This window comes from Xanthomonas campestris pv. asclepiadis (genome assembly GCF_020784175.1).
Taxonomy (GTDB): Bacteria; Pseudomonadota; Gammaproteobacteria; order Xanthomonadales; family Xanthomonadaceae; genus Xanthomonas; species Xanthomonas campestris_D.
Window position 1 is genome coordinate 1 of record NZ_JAJGQM010000058.1, and the last position, 18,698, is coordinate 18,698.

Below are 18,698 nucleotides of genomic sequence, written 5' to 3' on the forward strand. Positions count from 1 at the left end.
CATCACGCCTGCCATGAAGTTGGCGATGGCCACTTAGCTCCACTTCTGGCGACCGCTAGAAGTGGGGGGATTACCATTGCACTGAGCTGCATCGCAGCCGCATTTGGCGGTGCCACGCTGGATGCCTCAGTCGATGCGTTCCGGATCGAACAAGAGGCAGTGCACCAGCAGCCAGCCAAGCTCCTCACTGCCTACCAATTTGGCTACCGCATTGCTCTACTGCTGAGCGACGGTCTGGTGTTCTTGCTCGCAGCGCGGCTGTCCTGGCAAGTTGCTTATGCACTTCTGCTTCCCCTGATGTTGGTGCCCATCTGCGGAACGCTCTTTCTGCGATCTGCCCCCGATGGCGTCCTCACCCCAGGTCGCACGAGTGCGGAGAAGCAGGGGGCTCCGTTGGTGTCGCTTCGACCCTCCACTGTCCAAGGGTGGATTGCGGTGATCGTCTTCATCGGCTGCTATCGCCTACCGGACATTCTTTTGAGTCCCATGATCAACCCGTTCTTCTATGCCCTTGGCATTGGAAAGAGCGTGGTCGGATCCCTGCATATTTGGCTTGGGATCCCTGCGGCCTTCCTGGGAATTTTGGCTGCAGGCACAAGCTTGAAGCGCATGTCATTGAGCACGACCATCCTTGTTGGCGCAGCTCTCCAAGTCCTTGCCCTCCTCGTTCTTGCATTGCTTTCGTCCAACGAGCAGTCCGTTGAGCTGCTTTGGGCTAGCGTTATTCTTCAAAACCTTGCCAGTAGCTATACCGGCATCGCATTGGTTGCTTACATGTCAAAGCTAGTCACACTCGGACGGGCAGGAGAGCACTACGCTTGGCTAACAAGCTTCTACTCGATCTTCGGCAGGGTGCTTGCCGGCTTCTCAGGCCTTGCAGTGGCTTATCTCACCACGCTCCATGGACAAAGCCTAGGCTATGGCACGTTTTTCATCGGCATCTGCTTGACTTGCGCGCCTGCCCTCCTCGTCTACTCCCTCATCGTTCGCAACACCCTGAGAGAGCGGCCGGATGCGTAGTGCCATCACGCTGTCGCCTCCAATGCCACAGCGGCTGCTTATGACTATGTAGTGCTTAAACTCATCGTTTCACGCCAAACATGTTGGTTGCTCATCTCAGCGCTAGCCAATTAGATAGATGCCTAATTGGCTAGCGCCAGAAAAACCTATTAGTTTCGACTTCTTGTGAGACCAAGCAAGCACTCGTCCTTCGAGCTCGCCTTTACATATACCGACGTTTCACCAAGATTGGTTTTATAGAAGACATCCTTACTAACGTCGGCGAGTGGCGCATGGGGATTGGGTGGCAGGACGTATGGGGTGAGCGCAAATTTCTGCTTGATCTTAGACACTTCATAACAGCGCCCAGGAGCGAGCTCCATATACATAAAACTCACTCCTTTATCGAGTTCAGGCGGGACCCTGAACTCAACGAAGGAGATCGCATACTGATCCCGCGTCTTGAACGTATTTGAGCGAAAAGCAATGTTCAATGATCGACTTGAACTCACCTGATGGAAATCACTGAGTCCAATTTCGCGAAAAAGCTCATAGTTTACCGACTTGCCAGGATCATATATTTTACTAATCACCTCATCCAAATTTAATTCCGATTCTTTACTTTCAGCATGTGCGCCAGCACTCATTGAGAAAAACAGAACTACCAACAAGGCCAATTTAGACTTTATATACATAAGCACTCCTCTCACAAACTACAAATTTACCAGAATGTTACCCACCGGCAGGAGCGCGCGTCCTATCCCAGTAACTCCCATAATATTGCTCATACGTCATATCATCTGCAGTATCATTGGGCGTCCCATTTATATCAATTCGCTCGCCATTTCTGAAAGATTCGCCGATTTGCGCTGAAGCGGTATCCCAATTTATCTGACCAGCCTGATATGCGTCATATGTCGCATTATAAGATGCCACATTGGCGGGATTTGCAGGAATATTCAAACTTACTCCCTGCGCAGAAAGTTCTCTTTGGACAGCGATGGAATAGATTGTTGCTTCGCCTTCAGTAGCCAAGCCCATATTGATTGCTGACGCTCGATCTGCGACCGTATTCCACTCCCCATCAAAAAGCGTATGTCCCAGCTCATGCGTCAATTGTGCTGCGGTATCGCTCGGACTAGCGTAGGTTTTAACATATACAGTCCCGCCGCCCGTGGCAGCAGGATCCGTATGAGAATACGTATCAGTAGCCACTATTTTAAAACCCTTCGCCTGCGCCACCTGAACCAGCCCTTCCAGGGTTGCTGACTTATTAACTATTACATCGACCTCTGCGCCTAGATCCGTCGTCGTATTTTTGTCTGTTGGATCCGGGAGGCCGCCGCCGCCAGTGCCGGGAGGCGTGATCGGCCCCGGCTGCTCAACTGGCGGTGAAGGAGGAATAGTCGGAGGCGGACTCGGAGGTGGACTCGTAGGCGGGTTAACCACAATTGGTGGAATCTCAGTGGGAGGTTCGCTTGGATCGACGTCCGCAGCGGCAGCTGCACCTGCCACTAGTAACAGCTCTTCGTTTGTCAATTCTCTCATTACAGCGCTCCATCCTGTGAGTAGATTTTTTTCCTGATCGTCTTTTCTATTGAATGTTCCATATCTCTTTTTCCTTTGAACTTATTTTGATAAGCGTTGTAACTCCTCATTGTTGACTGGACTTCTCAGCCGTTTCCCCGGCCTCGTCCTGTTCAAATTTGCTGGGCTGCTCTTTGATCAAAGGCCTTAGGATCCCGCCCACAAAGAGATAGTGCATATCGCACATCCGAGAGATGTTCTTGTCGTGCGTCACGATGACTGTGGTCGCGCCAATGCTCCTGATGTTCTTCATCAGCTGTATGCCCATCTGCTCATCAACCCCAGTTGTTGGCTCATCCATCAACAACAACTTGGTGCGCCTGTAAAAGGCTCTGGCCAAGAAGATCCGTTGTTTTTGACCGCCTGACAGCGTATTTCCCAAGTCGCCAACTCTGGTGTTGAAGCCCATTGGCATACGCTGAATATCATCGTGAATGCATGCCAATTTCGCGGCCTGCACGAGGCGTTCCTGGTCAATGTGCTCATCGAACATAGAGATGTTTTCCGACAGCGTTCCCGACAACAGATTGTCTCCCTGCATGACGATGCTGACCTTGCTCCGGTAGCTCGACTTACCGACCTTCCGTAGATCCTCTCCATTGACCAAGAAGTCTCCGACTTGAAGATCTTCAAGCCCCGCCAGAACGCGGATGAGTGTGGTCTTGCCCACGCCTGAGTTCCCGACGATCGCAATCACTTGGCCTGCCGGGGCCCTGAGCTGCAAGGCGCTCATGATCCACTTGTCCGTGGACGAGTAGCGAAAGTAGCCGTTGACAATGGCAATGGTAGGCGCGGCATCTTCCAGCGCGCCGTTGCCATGCAAAAACGACTCAGGCTCGCTGTGGGTGATGTCTGAAATCCGCTCGGTGTGCAAGCGAAGCAGCCGCAGCTGCATCAAGTAGTCAGCCAGGTTGATGCTGCGCTGGCTGAACTGGGTCGCATAGATCAGAAAAACCGTCAGCACCCCAATCGTCATATCCCCACTGAGCACCAACCGGGTGCCTTCCCAAATTACAAAGATGCGGCACAGGCCCTGGATGAGAAGCTGGACAGAATCAAAACCAATGCGGATCCGCTCAGCCCCGATGGTCGCGTTGGTCGCTTTCGCGCTGTAGTTCGTGAAGCGCGACGCCCAAAGCGCTGACTTGTTGAACAGTTTGATGGGCTGGATGCTTCGGACCGTCTCGTAGAGCAAGCTTTGCCGGCGTGCATCGATGTTGATCTGGTCGAGGTTGGCCTCTTTGAGTTTGGCGTAGTAGGCGTAGCGCGAACCCACATAGGCAATGGTGAAAGCCAACAAGGCGAAGGAAAGCGGCGCGTCGTAGCTCATCAAGAGCAACAACATGAGGAAAGACATCACCCCATCGATGACCGCTTCCAGCATCTTCGTCGTGAGTGACTGCTGGATGGAGTAGATCGACTGGAAGCGACTTGAAATATCCCCGGTATGCCGCTTCACGAAATACGACTGGGGTAGCGACACCAGGTGACGGAACAAGTTGCTGCTCCACCGCAAGCCGGTGGTGGAAGAGATCCACAGCAAGGTCCATTTCCTGGCAACGGTCAAGACGAGTTGGACTAGGAGCACGATCGAAAAGCCGATCGCCAATGTAGTGACCAAGCCATCGTCCTTGACGCTGAGCACCTGATCCATGGTCAGTCGCAGATATTGGGGGGCAATCAGCGCACAGCCTTCCAGGAACAGCGCCAAGATGCCCACAACCCAGAACGCGGGCACCAGGGACCGAAGCGAGCCTGCAAGATCGCGAAGCGATACCGATGGCACACTCTTGATCTTCTTGAAGGCCGGGCCTGGATGCGCTTCCAACGCAATGCCGCTAAAGAGTTCATCGAACTCATCAAGCTTGATCTTCTTGACGCCGGTTGCGGGATCGCTGATATGCACATGACCGCCCCGCACAGCCGTCAACACAACAAAGTGCCCATGGTGCAGGTGGACCATGCAAGGCAGCGACAGCTTGGGCAGTTCGTAAAGCTCCAAGCGAAGCGGACGCGTTGTAAGCCCGTTGGCATCAGCGATTTCAATCAGCGAAGCGAGCGTTGCCCCACTGGTCGACACCGTAAAGCGGTTGCGAAGCTCCCCGAGGCTCGTTTCATGACCGTAGTAGGAAAGCAGCATCGCAATGCAGGCCAGACCACACTCACTGGACTCCGTCTGGCGAATATGCGGCACACGGCGCTTTGATGAGAACACCAGGCTTGGTTCAGCAGAGCGATCCGGCTCTGCATCGCCATTGGCGGATGGTGTCAAGACGTCCTTCATCGCTTTTCACCCGTCAAGCGTGATCCCATGGTTTGGAAGGGGTCAAACATCCACTCCCATATCTTGCGGCCCTCCAAGATCAGCTCCGCGTCCACCTCCATCCCCGGCAGGAAAGACTTTGCTTCTTGGGCAACTCCGATGGTTTGAGAAGGCAAAGCCACCTTGGCGGTGTAAACCGGCTCAGTGGGCGACTGGCGACCATAGCGGCGCTCCAACTCACCGAGCGGACTCGTTTGCGTCGACAGCGATGCGATGCGCCCCTGGATGGCGCCATACTTTGCTTTCGGGAATGCGGCGATGTTGAGCAGCACCTCGGTGCCCACCGTCACATGTCCGATGGCTCTTGAAGGAATGAGAATTTCAGCTTCGAACACCGACTCGCTTGGGGTGATGGATGCAATGATCGAGTCGGTGCCGATACGTTGACCTTGTGATGCGTAGATCGCTGCGACTGTGCCGCTCAAGGGTGAGGTAATGGTCTGCAGCCGGTCGGACTTGGCTCTGGCCACTTGATCTTCGATCGTGGATTTCTCGCGCTCGATTTCACTTGCTTGCCTGCTGGCCGTCGTCTTTATCTCGGTGATCTCACCCAGCAGTGCGGCACGTTGATTGCGAAGTGTGGACTGTTGAGCGCGAGCATCCTGGATCTGAGCCTCTGCATCCAAGAGAGCGTTTTCGTAGGTGAGGTAGGTGTATTTGGACACATACTTCTCAGCAAGCAGGGGCTCGATGGTCTTCAAAAGTTCTTGGTTCTTGGCATATTTCTTTTCCAAGATTGATATCTTGCGAGCGACTTCCTGCATCGCACCGCTCGTTTCTTCGACTTGACGCGTCAGTTCCCGTTCGCGCTGGCCGGAAAAGTCATGCGCCTGCAATTGCTCCTTGGTCAGCTCTTCTGATCGGGTGAGCGCACGCTTGATCGTCTCATCGGACAGAGAGCGGCCCGCTTCATCGGTGATGTCGGCTGACAGCTCCGCAAGCACTTGGCCTTTCTTGACCAACGCATTTGGCTTCAATGTCGTCGACAGGATGAGGCCAGGCGTTCCACTGCGGATGTCCACTCGCCCATGCGTGGAAATGATCTGGCCCGACACGTGCTCCCGCTTGGAGTAGGACGCGGTCAGAACAAACGTGGCCAGCAAGAGGAAAAGCACACAGCCACAGCCGATCCAGATCCGGATGGACGAGGGAAACGCATCTTTTAGGTCGCCGAGTGTGGAAGTTGTCTCCGGCCCCTTTCGCTTGCGAAAGAGCGGTTGTTCTGCGTCATCCGTCTGACCTGACTCGCTATCCATAGCACCTACACTTCGAGATCTACTGCACAACTTGCGTGAGTTGAGGCTACCCGCGCAGACATTAAAATTACATTTGCGTTTTGTTGATCTGGCGTTGGCATTGGCGCCAAACCTAAGGCTGCAAGCCCCACGCTATTGCTTTTTCAGCAACCAAGGTTTGCGTCAAGCGAAGGTGCGTTGCGCAAAGCGCAGCCGCACATTGCAGAGTCGGACCACGGCAGATAGCGCAGAGAACGCGTCAACATCAACTTAGAGCACGTGCTGCTCCTAGTCGTCATCACGGCGATCTAGGCTTCCACCACATCAGCCACCGCCCCCATCACCACTGGACGCGTCTGACATCATTTGCTGCTGAGAGTGGGCAGCGAGCGTCATTACGGGGCCTGTTGAGTTCTTGTCGATTTCTTCGCGCTCGCGCTGGAATTGCGCCATCTCCTGCGTCCGTTGCTGATCCAGCGCCTCTGCCTTCTGCAAGGTTTCATTGATGCCAGGCGATGGCGTGTTGAGGGAGGTTTCCGAGTGAAAGCCGGGGGTTTTGCCAAAGACAAAGGCGACATCATCTTGGATGGTCACTTTCCGGAGTTGATCCGCGCGCTCGATCCCTGACTCTTTGACGGCATAGAGCAATTCGGCCGTCTTCTCATCAGATGTGCCCCTCGGAAGTTGTGCCTGGATGGCCGAGAACAACGCGTAATCCCGATGATCAGAGGGAAACGCCTGCTGAGCGACATCTTGGGGGGGTCTCGCTTGCTCGACCCGGTCCTCATCGTTCACACCTGGGTTTGAACGCCCGCCAGCCCCACCGAAGCCAGGCGATGACACATAGGAGGAGGTCGTGCGCTCAGGCAAGACGATCTGTGCAGGCACTTCGATCTGCGTTGGCGTTGCCGGCAATGTCGCTTGCGCAACCTCTGGCTGCGTTGCCTGCAATGGAACAGCCGATGGCGCTTCGTTCTGTGGCGTGACTACTCGGGCTTGCTGCTCACCGCCCTGCTCCACCGCCGCATTTGCCGATGATGGCTCTGTGGGTTTCAAAGCTTCTCGGCGCGCGTGTTGTGCCTGGGACAACGCCGCATCCAGGTCTTGCCCGGCAATGCCCGTTGCCGGCAAACCTTGGTCTTGCTGGAACTGCCGCACGGCATGTTCGGTCTCTGGACCGTAGTGCCCGTCTTGCGGCACGGCCTGGCCGTTTGGACCACGCGCATCCACTTGCTGCAAGCGATACTGCAAGAACTCAACCTCTTGCCCTCGGTCGCCCAGGCGCAGCCCTTCCACTTCCTGAAATGACGGCGGCGTTGGAACAGTTGCCTGGCTTGGGAACGTGATAGCTGATGAGGGCGATCCGACGCTCGGCGCAGATGCGCTTGCAGAGGCTGGCGCCACTGCCTCTGCCGTCGGTTGGACTGCGCCGGCTGTCGAGGGTGCGGCAACCTCAGATGTTCGGGTTTCTTGGGGTTCGCGCTGTGGGACAGACTCGGGCTTCGGTTCGGTAGGCTTGGCAACCGGGCGCACGTCTTCTGGCAGCGGCGCGTTGACGGATGCAGGCATCACGACAGGAGCAGGAGTCGCCGTCTCCGCAACGGCAGGCGCGTCGGTTGTGCGTGCAACGTCTCGATCTCGCTGCACGTCAATGGCTGCCTGAGGCGCTTGGCTTTCGTCTACACGCGGAGCGGTGACGGTCGTTGCGGCGAAGCTTGCGACCTGTTGCGCCTGTTGCGTGGAAACGCCCTGCCGATTGGCCTCGCGCAATGCTTGATCGTAGGCATCACGCTCTTGGGGCGGTTGCGCTTCAATGCGCAGTTCGGGTGCCCCCGTCGAAGGTGGTTGCTCCTGCCGAACTGATTGCAGCTGCCCAAGTGCCTGATGGATCTCATCAGTGCTGGTGGTTGCCGCAACGCGCACCACACCATCGGCGTCCCGGCTCAAATGCTGGATGGGGCTGTCTACCGAATATTGGCCAGTCGCATCGCGCTCCAACGCCAAAGAACTGGTCGCTGCATCGATCCCGTTTGCCTCACGGGTCTTTTGCACCGCATGCTGGATCGCGCTTGCAGTCTGGGCATTGGGCGCAACGCCATAGGCGGCATAAGTCGCCTCGGTATTGGCCTGATCCTGCTGCTGCAGCGTTGGCGTTTGCCTTGCCGGCATCTGTGCCATTGCCTGCGCATGCTGCTCCAAGGCCGGTTGCAAGCGTTCGCGCGTTGCATTGAGTTCCAGCGGGACATTGCCTTCGGCAGCAACGCCGTCATGCCGCCACTGGCCTTGCGTATCGCGCTGATACTGCTTGCCGTCCGATGCTTGCAGTGAGTCGGGGTTTAAGGCGGCTTGCACGGCCGCTGGCAAGGGGCCAAAGTCGTCCCAACCATTGCGCTGATAAGCAGCTTGATACGTCGCGGCAATCGCAGCTGGGCCACGGGCAATGTTGGCGTCCACCACCTGAGCTGCTTGCTGGTTCAACGCGGCACTTCGCTCAGGACTTGCCGGATCGACCGTCCAGACAGGTCGATCGTTCCGATCGACTTCGTCGGCGATCATCCGTGACCACTGGCCACTTGCCGGATCATGCCGCCAATCCCGTGCGTAGAGATGCGCCGCATCTGCGTCACTGGATGGCTGCACATAAGGATTACTGGGTTGCGCCTTGCCTAGCGCCTGCTCGGTCGCTTCGCTACTGGCGTGATAGTTCAGCTCGCGCGCTCTTTCTGGCAGCGCGAACATGCCCTGCTTCTGTGGGGTATCCGCGCCATCGTTTTGCAGGTCTGCCTTTTCTTGGCGAAGCCACTGGCTGCCATTGAACTCCCAACTCACGCCCTGCTTGTCGGTTTGTGTATAGATGTGACGGTTGTCCCAAAGCGTCACGGCCTTGTCGGCAGCGGCACTGAACAGATAACCATCGGCCACCACCAGCGCGACAGGGCCTGCACCGGTTGTGCCAACAACAGCAGCGGTAGCAGCACCTCCCGCCCAGCCGCCCGCACCTCGGGCAGCAAAGTGCAACGCTTCTGAGCGCGCTGCGGTGAGGTTGTCTTGTGCCAACAGCGTGCCAACACGCTCTCCGGTTTGCGACGCGTCGTAGGCGGTCGCGGCAACGCCCAAGCCCGCGAGCCCTGCCGTCATCCCGGCGCGACGCAAGCCCGGGATCTCCAGCTCGGGCACAGGCACGCGTGCAGGCGGAGCGCCCGGCCGCACGAGTTCATCAATGGTGGCGATGCCTTCCATGCGACTAGCAACTACATCGCTCACCCGGAGCTTGGCATGCTCCTCAAGCAGTTTTGCTTGGACAGCAGGATCAGATTTCGGGATCGCCTGCACGTGTTCCGGTAGATCACGGTGCCAATCGACTTGCTTTTGCCAGGCTTCCCGAAGATGCTCGGTGAAAGCGGGATCTTTAAGCCGCGCGTTGCGCGCTTCCTCCATCGCTTGACCAGGCATGCGTGCGTCGGTGCGACTATCGTAAAGCTCGATGCCCTCACGATTGAAGATGCGGATGGGCACGTTGCTGTTCGTATGGATGGTATCTAAACTGACAGGGAGCTTTCCGTAGATTGCATCACGCGCGCTCTCAGGCACATGGCGACCGTAGCCTTGCCTGTCGGTGTTGGCCGTAAAACGCTCATCGACACCATGCTCACTCTCCAACTTGGGAGAAGCAACAGCACGCACCTCGACCTCATAGCCCTGCTCTTGCAAGCCCTTGATTAGCGTCTCCGATGCCCACTTTCCATCGCTTAACGTGGTGTCGAAGATGAGGTTCTTTTTTTCGGCAGTCGCTGCCATGCGCAGCTCATCGGCCCAAGAGCTCGCGTCCTTGTGGGTTCGACCAGACCATTCATAAGGATTTTCGCGTCGAAAGTCAGCAACGCGCGGGTGGTAGCGACGCAACTCATCGGGGTCGATTGTGACCGCATTTTGATCAAGCTCGGCCTTCGCCTGAGCGACAAGGCCGCCCTTACCCGCACCAGGCTGGCCGCCCAGAATGACTGCTTTCGGCTGCTGCTGGGCTGTTGAATTGATGAAATCTGGGGCGGTTAGTATTTGCTCGCGTAGGATCTGCTCGTGGATCCCTTTCGGCAGCACATCGCTTTCATCAGCCATGACGATGACTCGAACTTGGGAAACCAAAATAGTCCATTAAATTCTGCTCCTTCCATGTGCCCTTAGCGGCGCTATGAAGCATGAGTAGATGCGTTGCCTTCGCCAGTGCGATTGCTTCTTGGTCGCCCGTTTGTTCTGCAACCCTGAGCTTTTCACGTGATTCGTCGATAAAGGTATCAAGACAGCCCTCGATCGCCCAGATCGCAAATTCCAAGGGAGGGGTAATCGGCGATGGCTTATCGACCGACTCCTGAAGCACGTTTTCTAACCGCGCAATGTGACCGGGGTAATCCTTTAAGCTTTCGCGCAACCCTTGTGGCACTGGTGGTCGTGCGCCGATCGAATCAGGGGAAGAATCGTTAGTCTGAGTCATGACAGCATCCTGATTGAGGCGTTGTATTGGACGTGGAAGATTGGGCTTGCGCTTGGGTGGCGCCACGGCTGCACCTGGTTGCAATGGACCCAACTGCTGCACAGTGCGTGCATTGATTAATGTCAGATCACGCAGCAGCTGTTGACTGTGACTGCCATCAGCCTTCAATCGATTCTGAGGCACATTGGAAGGTGTGCTATCACTCATGCGGGGACCATCTGTAAGGCTTCAATCTTCACCCTTGGCAACAAGCGCTTGGTGAAGTAGGTGTCTTCGTAATACTTAATCTTCTCGCAGAGCACCGGGCTTGGGATGCCTTCATAGAGGAAGACCTCCTTGTCAAAGCCCATCGCCTTCAACTCCTGTGGCAGCATCAATGCGCGACGTTGCTCGGTCTCGGAGTAGGACACGCTGCTTTGCTTGCCACTGGTTTGCGACTTGTTCTTCTTGCGCACCGTGGTGTAGCCGAGCATGTCCGAGTAGTCGTTGGCGTCTTGCTGTTCGCGCGGGGCATAGACAATTTGCAAGGCATGGTTGGTGATGATCGTGCGCGAGACATCCTTGCCGTATGTTGCGTCGAGCTGCGCCATGCTCTGAATGATGGGCAGCAAACGAATGTTGTAGCCGGCCATGTAGCTCACCGCGCTTGCAATGATGTCGACCCGGCCGATGGACGTGAACTCATCCATCAGCAGCAAGCACTGGTGTTTGAGCGCTGGGTTGTTCTGCGGCAACTCTTTAGTGTTGAGATTGATGAGCTGACTAAACAGCAAATTGATCAGCAAGCGGCTTTCGGCCAGCTTGTTGGGCTGGATGCCGATGTAGATGCTCATCTTCTTCTTGCGCACATCAGTCAGCAGGAAGTCGTTGTCGCTGGTTGATGCATCCAAGATTGGATTGATGAACTGGTTGAGCGGCTCCTTGAACGTGCCCATGATCGAGGCGAACGTCTCTTCGGCCTGCGAGAGCAAATTATCGAACGCCACCTTGGCGTCGCGGCCCAGGAAGTCGCGCTGCGAGAGCTTTTTGAGGTAGCCCTTCAAGTCGCTTCCATCGCCAGATGACACGCGATAGAGCATCCCAAGGGTTGGGAACATCCAGGTATCTTTTGGGTGCTTGCGCTTGATCTGATCGTCCAAGCTATCGAACAGATAGAGCGTGAACGCCATGAACGCGTTGCGCGCTTGACTGACCCAGAACTTCTGGGCGTCAAAGCCATCCGGGTAGAGCATGGCCGCGATACTCATCAGGTCCGACACGCGAAAGGCGGGATCGGGCGAAATGTAGCTCAGGGGGTTCCAGCGGTGCGTGCGCCCGTCTTCGGCAAAGGGGTTGAACAAAAAGACCTCTTGGCCTTGGCTCTTGCGCCAGCCGGAAGTCAGATCGAAGTTTTCCTGCTTGATGTCCAGGACCACTACCGAGCCTTGGTAGTCGAGCAAGTTGGGGATGACGATGCCCACCCCCTTGCCCGAACGCGTGGGCGCGGCCAGGATCACAAACTGTTGCCCAGGTAGGCGCACCAACTTGCCACCGTGCTTCCCAACCACGATGCCGGTTGGCGACGGTTTGAGCATGTCCTTCTTGGCCAGATCACTGCCGGAGGCAAAGCGCGCGTCGCCATGCAAGGCGGCCGCCTTTGGCTTGAACAACGGGATCAGCAGTGCGATCCAGGCCAGCAGCGGCACACCGAAGCCGAGGGCGCCAGCCAGCTTGATCTTGGTGGCATAGGGAGCGAACTGCGGGAGTTCGAGCGCTTTGACGTAAGACCAATAGGTGCCGACGCTGAGCGGCCCAGCCACTTTCAACAGCATCAGGATCAACTGACCGGAGAGGTAGACCCCTGCAATGAGGGCGAGGAGCAAGAGCGCGATGGCGACACTGAGCTTGATCTTGTCGGTCATGACGCGCTGCCTTCCATCTGTGATCCCTGGCTTGTTTGAAAACGACCGTCCGCTCGCAAGATTACAGGATCACACCGCCCGGCCAGATCGGATGGGCGTTGGCATCCGTGTAGGAATTGTCTGATCTGCACGCAGGCCAAGACACCAGCAGCGAGATCCGATGCACTATGGGCTAGGCGGATCGCTGCGCTGGGCTTTGAGCTGCAATTCGGCGACGACCTTTCGCTGCTCTTCGACGGAGAGCTTCGCGAGCGCTTGGATCGCGTCTGCCACCTCATCGGTCTCGGCGAAGAAGGCAGCCAGTGGCATGCCGAGGGCATCGGCCAGGCGCTTGGCGGTGCGCAAGTCGCACTCGTTGACGCCCTTCTCGTAGCGATTGATGCGAGTCCTGGCCACCTCAGGTGCCAGTCCAGCGGCAACCCCCAAGGCTTCCTGGGTCAGCTCGGCCTTCTGGCGCGCGTGACGGAGGCGGTTGGCGAAGATGAGACGAGCGTCGTCCAGATCCAAAATGTGACCACAAGCATGCAATGTGATGAATGAGCATGAGGTCTCCGACTTGCCTTGTCTGTTACTTTATCAGTAACATGGTTCCGTCAGCCAATCAACTGCGACTGCCAAGCACCAACACCGGTCATTCCTGCCGGTGTCCGGAGGCTTGCAGTCATTGAGCATGCCGGCAATCAGGGCATCCGAACCTGTCGGTCTGGTGGATCCCCAGCGCTCTTCCCTTCCTCTTTGGAGATGCACATGTCAAAGCTTTGTTTGGCCCTGGTTGGCCTGATGTCGGTCTGTTTGGCCAGCTGCTCGGGCGGCGGCCCCGCTGAGACTGAGCGGGAGCACGCTTTTTTGCAGTTCGTCAAAGCGAACAGCAATGAAGAGGCGCGCATCGAAGACTTCGAGAGTAACCAGTGCACGAAGGCGGAAGGTGCGCCCAGCTACACCTGTGACGTAAGTGCCAAGGTTGAAGCCATGGAGCGGGACTTTGGTCATCAAATGGATGGGGTCTACACCTTCACCAAGGTGGGCGGCACTTGGAAGATCACCGGCCGCGTCCAATAGCCACCGTTGGCAATCAACGATGGTCCCATTCTGTTCTCAGGAGTTCACATGACCGTTAGCACGTTTCTCATCTTGCTTGCCCTGGGCACAGCGGTGCTGGTCGCCGTTGCCGTCAATCGGGCTGACCGGTTGCGCAACCAGCGGGAGGTCTTTGGGCGGGAGTTTGATCGCTTCTATTTTGGGCGACAAGGCGCTTTGGCGATCTCGATTGAGCGGTCGCGGTTGAAAATTCGTGTCGGGAGGACAGTGAAGATCTACCCGTTGATGGATGTTCGCTCCTGGGAGAAGCACTGGCACAACTCAAGGCGGGAAGGCACGATCACGGTCAGCGTTCGAGATGTGGATCATCCAGTCTGGACGATTAAATTCGGCAGCGAGCGCGAGATGAACCAGTGGTATGAGATCTTGAGTCAGGCGATCAATAACGGCGAGAAGCTCTGACCGTTCGTTTTGCAAGCGGCTAGGGGCGGCTTGACGAAGAGCCGCTTTGTGCTACGAATCAAGTGCATCAGCCACTTGGATTCTTCGCCATGCCTCCTTCCGCCAGTCAGCAAGCCTTACCTCTGGACCACCAAGAGCATCAACTCCGCCAAGCCCATGTTGAAGGCTGGATCGCCCAACAGCATGCGGCTGGCTTTGGCGTTGACCAGCACATGGCCAACGCCCTCAATGCGTATCTTGATGGCCGCTTCGATCTTCTTGGTTTGCTGACAGAGCTTCGTCGTCCCTACTTGAACTGAGCCCGCCAGTGGGTGACAGCATGATGGGCATCTGCGCCACCGAAGCCTCATCAACAGAAGTGTCCATGCCTGGTCCTGGGCGCTCTCGCTGGGCCTGTTCCGCCGCGAGGCCATCCGGCACGCTCAACAGTCGCCCCTCTTGGCGATAGCGGGACAGAAGCTGCTCAAAGCCTTCCTGGCCTTGGACATAGATCCCGTTGCCTCGCGTCGCTTCTAAGCGTTTCGTCAAGGGCCGATGCTCAACCGATTTGCCAATGCCAGCTTGGGCAAGGTGTGCATTGATCCGGTCAGCGATCATGGCGCGGATCCACTCGACTTCCTCCTTGCCATTCATGCGCCCGTCTAGCACACGCGTCTTTGTCGTCAGCCCCGAGGCTTCCATGCGCCTGGTTGTCGCAAGCAGATGGACGTAGAAGTAGCGAGGATCATCTTTGGTCGGACGATGATGACTGGCCTGCACCGCAAAGCCAAAGCGCTCGATCAGGCGATGTGCGACATCAAGCACCAACTCCCAACGCTTAGTGTCATCGAGTTCGTGCGGCAGCGCGATGGCGAAATCGCGGCAGACGGTGCTGTTGCACCGTCGCTCTGCAGCTTCCGCAGCGGCCCAAAGTGTTTGCGGGTCATCGGCCCACGCCGGCGAACCAAGTGGCGCCAGGCAACGCGACTGGATGATGCCTGCCCTACCCCGATAGTCGTGACGAGCACCTGAGGTGGGATCGGTGAGCAGATAACCACCGCGATATGCCGCTGCGGCAAGTGCCGAATGCCCTTTGGCTCGGCTATAAGTTTTGATGCGAGTGTGGTAGATGGCCATGTGTATTTCCTGAGTCAGAGTTCATCAGTTCTGACTCAAGATTTGCCAGGGCTCAAGAGCGTAAGACGGCTATTTTCGAGGGTTCTACTTTGCCTGTTATGGAATCAGGCCAGACTTCGATCGACCTCAAAAATCTGCCCCAGGCTCACGAAAGGCTGGGCAGGATGACAAAGCTCAACACTCCATTTAGCAAATCGCCTCACTGCTCCACGAGGTGCCTCGCTCAGGAATTGCGCCCTTATACCGAAGGCAAAGTTGCCGATATTGCCCATTGGCCTTGCATAACCTCAACTAGCGAAGTCTTACTCAGTCAGAACAAACCATGCGCGCCAGACGTCCAAATTTAAAATGCACAGTTGACAAGCCAAGAAATTACCCTATGAAATAAACAGTTAAAGGAGATGAAATGACCGAGAAACCACCAAAATCCGAAAGATATTCACTAGCCATTACAGCCATTTGCTTTTTCTTCTTTTTACTTGGCATCGCGTGGGGAATCGCCTGCTCACTACTGGTTCTTCTTTAATTACATCGAATCCTATGCCATTTGAAAAGTAATTCGTCATTGCATTAACGAAATAACCCACATAACAAAGCCGACGAGCGCACCAAGGAGCGACCAAAAACGCGCATTGGTTTTTGGAACGACTCCAACGGCAGCAAAAAAGAATATTACAGAAATAAAAACTAGATTCATTGGCGAAAAGGGACCAGTAACCGGCAAATTCTTAAATATAAACGCTATTACAGCGGCAAAAATAATTGTTCCAAATGCCGCTGTCGCTGACAACCAAGCAGGGATTCGGTCAAGAACACGATCAAGCCTTGCCTCTACTCGATTTATTACGGTGAGCATCCTGCCGATGACCGATCTCTCCTGAGTAGGCACCGCCGGAGTTGCTTCGGGCACTGGCTCTTTAACTGGCACCGAGATATTAGATCTCGTTGCACCCTGCGAATTTTTCTTTGATAGCAAAGCGCGCGAAAGCAATACGATAGCAGCACCAGCAAGAAGAATTTCGGGCCATTTTTTTCTCAATTTAATTCAACTCCGCACTGGGGCGCTTGTGGCAGCTGGAAACACAACCAGATCATCATGCCTCATGGAGCTCCAAACGACCCAAGTCTATGATCGCCTACAATTGGTGGGATTAGCGAGGAATTCGATCGACTTCGAATAGACGTCCCAAGCTGACGAAGGGCCGAGATGGATGACAAAGCTCAACACTCCATTTAGCAAAGCGCTTGACCGCACCACGGGGATAGTCACTACGGAGTTGTCCATCCATGCCAAACGCGATCTTGTCACCCAATTGGTTGGGAATCTGACCCACTACCACCGCTCCATCTGCCGTGAGTGAGAGTGATGCAGTATCCACCACATCATGCGCCGGGAGCACCCCCTCTTTCACTGATGCGAACCATCCAAACGGTTCGGCCAGAGTCAGACATTGAGTCATGCCCTCTCCTACCTTGAAGAGCGAACCTGCGCGCTCTCCTTGGAGCATCAAGAAAGCGAGAACGGGCTCTGGTTCTTCCTGCTGGTTGTTGACCAACATTGCCCAACTCTCTCGGAAGAGAAAGATGCTGCCAGGCAAAAGATCATTGGGCAGCCGATCTGCAAAAGCTTGTGCGGGAACGCTCATTGATTTCTCCCGGTTGATGTCCTACTGGATCTCAGTTGATCCAACGACGGCGCAGCAGCACGACCAGATCTTCTCCGATTCGCTGAGCGTCCATGGATAGCGATTGCCTAACTCGATGGGCCGGTGAAAGGAGCACGGGCGCTTGGTGCTCACCTTCCCGGTAAGACACCTGCATACTGTTAGGACTGGCCTCGTGCTCTGCGCGGGTCCTCCAAGCACCAGCATGCTCTCCCAGTAATCGCACGGCAGGAACGACATGGCTAAGCCGTTCGGTTGGATCAATATGAGCAAGGAGCCAGGCGGCGTAGCTGATCGCGGCTTCCAGCTTTCCGGCAATATCTTCTTCTACGACGACCGATAGCCCCATACCGCGTTCTGGCGGCGGAACAGGCAAGCTGATCAGGACATCCCCGTTGGGCCAAAGTCGGATCGACGCGCCGTCACTACGCTGCGCTTCCTGGACCAACACGAGCGCCTCACCGTTCAAGCCCGCCTTCATCCCCAGGCTCCGATCAAAAACGGCTGGGGCTCCAAAGAGTGCATGCTGTTGCATGGCATCCAGAAGGGGCTGAGCTTCCATCTCGGCGGGGCGAAGCACTGTTGTATCCGGTCCAGCTGCAACAGCAAGCTGCAAGACCGTGCCACTTTGCTGATAGCCGCGCTCGATCCGTGGGAAGAGCGTCAGTGCACGATCGCGCAATCCTGTTGGATCGAGGGGCGCCACGGCCTGCGTCAGCTGAAACTGATGGATGGCGCGAGTTGCCTTTTGTCCCAGTTCATCGGCTGAGACAAAGCCGTCCCAGAGCTGACCACCTTGCCAATTGCCGATCTCTCTAATCAGATCGGCTTGATCCGGTTCCGCTTCCATGCCCGACTGCACGAACATCAGGAGTGGCTTACGGTTCCGGGCCTCATACACCTCTTCGTGCGTCGCCGAGACGCCTCCTGCCTGCTTGGCGCCGTAGCGAGGCCCAAGAACGAGGATGACAAGGTCCGCCTCGCGCACACCATTGAGGCATGCGACTTGGGGAGAGCTGGCTCGGGCGCCGAAATCCTCCGCCATGATCGCCTGGTGGCCTAGCAACTCGATCGCCTGCTTGACCGCTGCTCGCTCGGCTTCCATTCCGGTGATAAGCGAACTGATGAAGATTTTCATATCGAACCTCCTTAGTCAGCAGACGATATCCAGATCGCGGCATTCTCAAAATGAAGACTAGGCCTTTTGAGAAGTGAGGTCCAAGCGACGCTCTGTTCGGTCGATCAGCGCCTTCTGGCGCGTGATGTAACCCTCTCCCTTCCTCAGGCGCGCGATCATGCCAAGCGGATAAATCACACACCCGTAGATCGACAGGCCAAGCAACCCTAGCCCTGGCACGATCCACTTCGCTCCGTCGGTCATAAAGGCCAGTGGGGCAAGCATGATCGCAATGCCCAAGATCCCAAAGCAGCAAAGCACTTGGATTAGCAGGAACTGCACAATATGGAACTTGTCTTGGCCAAGGTGCTCAATCTTCCGCAGCTCAGCTCGATTGATGGCTAGGCTTATCCGATCGTTCCAGAAGATCGCTTTGCCGTAAGCCCAACGCGCCAAGTAGATGACTGTTGAAGCCACCACGCCACCGATCACCGCTTGTGCCAACCAGTTGTCCATGCGTTATCCCCGTCAGTGAGTTTACGGGCTCCTGAGGTCTGCGTGTCAGCCCCTGCCCCAGGGCTGATCTCAACCGAGTTATGTCTCAAATTCTGCGGCTCCCACAAACTGACCGCTATCGGTCTGGAAGGACGAAACTCGGATTGCCTAACTGCCTTCTTAAGATAGATTAGATTAGGCAAGCCGCAGCTCATTTATCTGGTGTTCATTTTATTTGCGTGAGATATCTCTCGCTTTTCGTCATTTTGTTA

At 56.0% G+C, this 18,698-nt stretch carries 16 protein-coding genes; 3 read left to right on the forward strand and 13 right to left on the reverse strand.

All coding sequences use genetic code 11. The annotated features are described in order from the left end of the window. Positions 1 to 1,020 (forward strand): ABC transporter permease (locus LL972_RS19045; RefSeq protein WP_228328923.1); only part of this gene is annotated, 1,020 nt, incomplete at its 5' end. A gap of 149 nt (positions 1,021 to 1,169) precedes the next feature. Here the strand turns inward: LL972_RS19045 and LL972_RS19050 are convergent. From LL972_RS19050 to LL972_RS19085, 8 genes are all read right to left on the reverse strand, one after another. Next, positions 1,170 to 1,694: a hypothetical protein gene (locus tag LL972_RS19050; RefSeq protein WP_228328924.1), complete on the reverse strand. Its 525-nt coding sequence runs from the start codon at positions 1,692 to 1,694 to the stop codon at positions 1,170 to 1,172. A 37-nt stretch (positions 1,695 to 1,731) separates the two neighbouring features. After that, positions 1,732 to 2,547, reverse strand: a complete 816-nt coding sequence (locus LL972_RS19055) for a hypothetical protein (protein WP_228328925.1) — start codon at positions 2,545 to 2,547, stop codon at positions 1,732 to 1,734. A 106-nt stretch (positions 2,548 to 2,653) separates the two neighbouring features. Further along, a complete protein-coding gene (locus tag LL972_RS19060) occupies positions 2,654 to 4,870 on the reverse strand; it encodes a peptidase domain-containing ABC transporter (RefSeq protein ID WP_228328926.1) in 2,217 nt (738 codons plus the stop codon). Next, positions 4,867 to 6,165: an HlyD family secretion protein gene (locus LL972_RS19065; RefSeq protein WP_228328927.1), complete on the reverse strand. Its 1,299-nt coding sequence runs from the start codon at positions 6,163 to 6,165 to the stop codon at positions 4,867 to 4,869. The genes LL972_RS19060 and LL972_RS19065 overlap by 4 nt, the downstream gene beginning before the upstream one ends. A 303-nt stretch (positions 6,166 to 6,468) precedes the next feature. Continuing rightward, positions 6,469 to 10,260 carry a zeta toxin family protein gene (locus LL972_RS19070; RefSeq protein ID WP_228328928.1) on the reverse strand — a complete coding sequence of 1,264 codons (3,792 nt, stop codon included), beginning with the start codon at positions 10,258 to 10,260 and terminating at the stop codon, positions 6,469 to 6,471. Further along, entirely contained in the window at positions 10,253 to 10,570 is a 318-nt protein-coding gene (locus tag LL972_RS21715; protein ID WP_134979787.1) for a hypothetical protein, read from the reverse strand. The genes LL972_RS19070 and LL972_RS21715 overlap by 8 nt, the downstream gene beginning before the upstream one ends. A 266-nt stretch (positions 10,571 to 10,836) precedes the next feature. Further along, complete coding sequence (locus LL972_RS19080; RefSeq protein ID WP_228328930.1) at positions 10,837 to 12,534, reverse strand: type IV secretory system conjugative DNA transfer family protein; 1,698 nt, start codon at positions 12,532 to 12,534, stop codon at positions 10,837 to 10,839. Positions 12,535 to 12,699: 165 nt separating this feature from the next. After that, positions 12,700 to 13,041 carry a helix-turn-helix domain-containing protein gene (locus LL972_RS19085; protein WP_017172667.1) on the reverse strand — a complete coding sequence of 114 codons (342 nt, stop codon included), beginning with the start codon at positions 13,039 to 13,041 and terminating at the stop codon, positions 12,700 to 12,702. Positions 13,042 to 13,275: 234 nt separating this feature from the next. Here LL972_RS19085 and LL972_RS19090 point away from each other — a divergent pair, with 234 nt between their 5' ends. Next, positions 13,276 to 13,593 carry a hypothetical protein gene (locus tag LL972_RS19090; RefSeq protein WP_006449057.1) on the forward strand — a complete coding sequence of 106 codons (318 nt, stop codon included), beginning with the start codon at positions 13,276 to 13,278 and terminating at the stop codon, positions 13,591 to 13,593. 48 nt (positions 13,594 to 13,641) lie between these two features. Next, positions 13,642 to 14,034 (forward strand): hypothetical protein, encoded by a 393-nt coding sequence (locus tag LL972_RS19095; protein WP_228328931.1) that lies wholly within the window; start codon positions 13,642 to 13,644, stop codon positions 14,032 to 14,034. 225 nt (positions 14,035 to 14,259) lie between these two features. Here the strand turns inward: LL972_RS19095 and LL972_RS19100 are convergent, their stop codons facing one another. From LL972_RS19100 to LL972_RS19120, 5 genes are all read right to left on the reverse strand, one after another. Beyond that, entirely contained in the window at positions 14,260 to 15,150 is an 891-nt protein-coding gene (locus LL972_RS19100) for a MobA/MobL family protein (protein ID WP_228328932.1), read from the reverse strand. A gap of 562 nt (positions 15,151 to 15,712) precedes the next feature. Then, positions 15,713 to 16,189, reverse strand: a complete 477-nt coding sequence (locus tag LL972_RS19105) for a hypothetical protein (protein ID WP_228328933.1) — start codon at positions 16,187 to 16,189, stop codon at positions 15,713 to 15,715. A 112-nt stretch (positions 16,190 to 16,301) separates the two neighbouring features. Beyond that, positions 16,302 to 16,796 carry a hypothetical protein gene (locus LL972_RS19110; RefSeq protein WP_209260991.1) on the reverse strand — a complete coding sequence of 165 codons (495 nt, stop codon included), beginning with the start codon at positions 16,794 to 16,796 and terminating at the stop codon, positions 16,302 to 16,304. Between the two features lie 31 nt (positions 16,797 to 16,827). Beyond that, positions 16,828 to 17,952, reverse strand: a complete 1,125-nt coding sequence (locus LL972_RS19115) for a DUF4062 domain-containing protein (protein WP_228328934.1) — start codon at positions 17,950 to 17,952, stop codon at positions 16,828 to 16,830. Positions 17,953 to 18,009: 57 nt separating this feature from the next. Continuing rightward, complete coding sequence (locus tag LL972_RS19120; RefSeq protein ID WP_179465965.1) at positions 18,010 to 18,447, reverse strand: hypothetical protein; 438 nt, start codon at positions 18,445 to 18,447, stop codon at positions 18,010 to 18,012. Positions 18,448 to 18,698 lie beyond the last annotated feature (251 nt).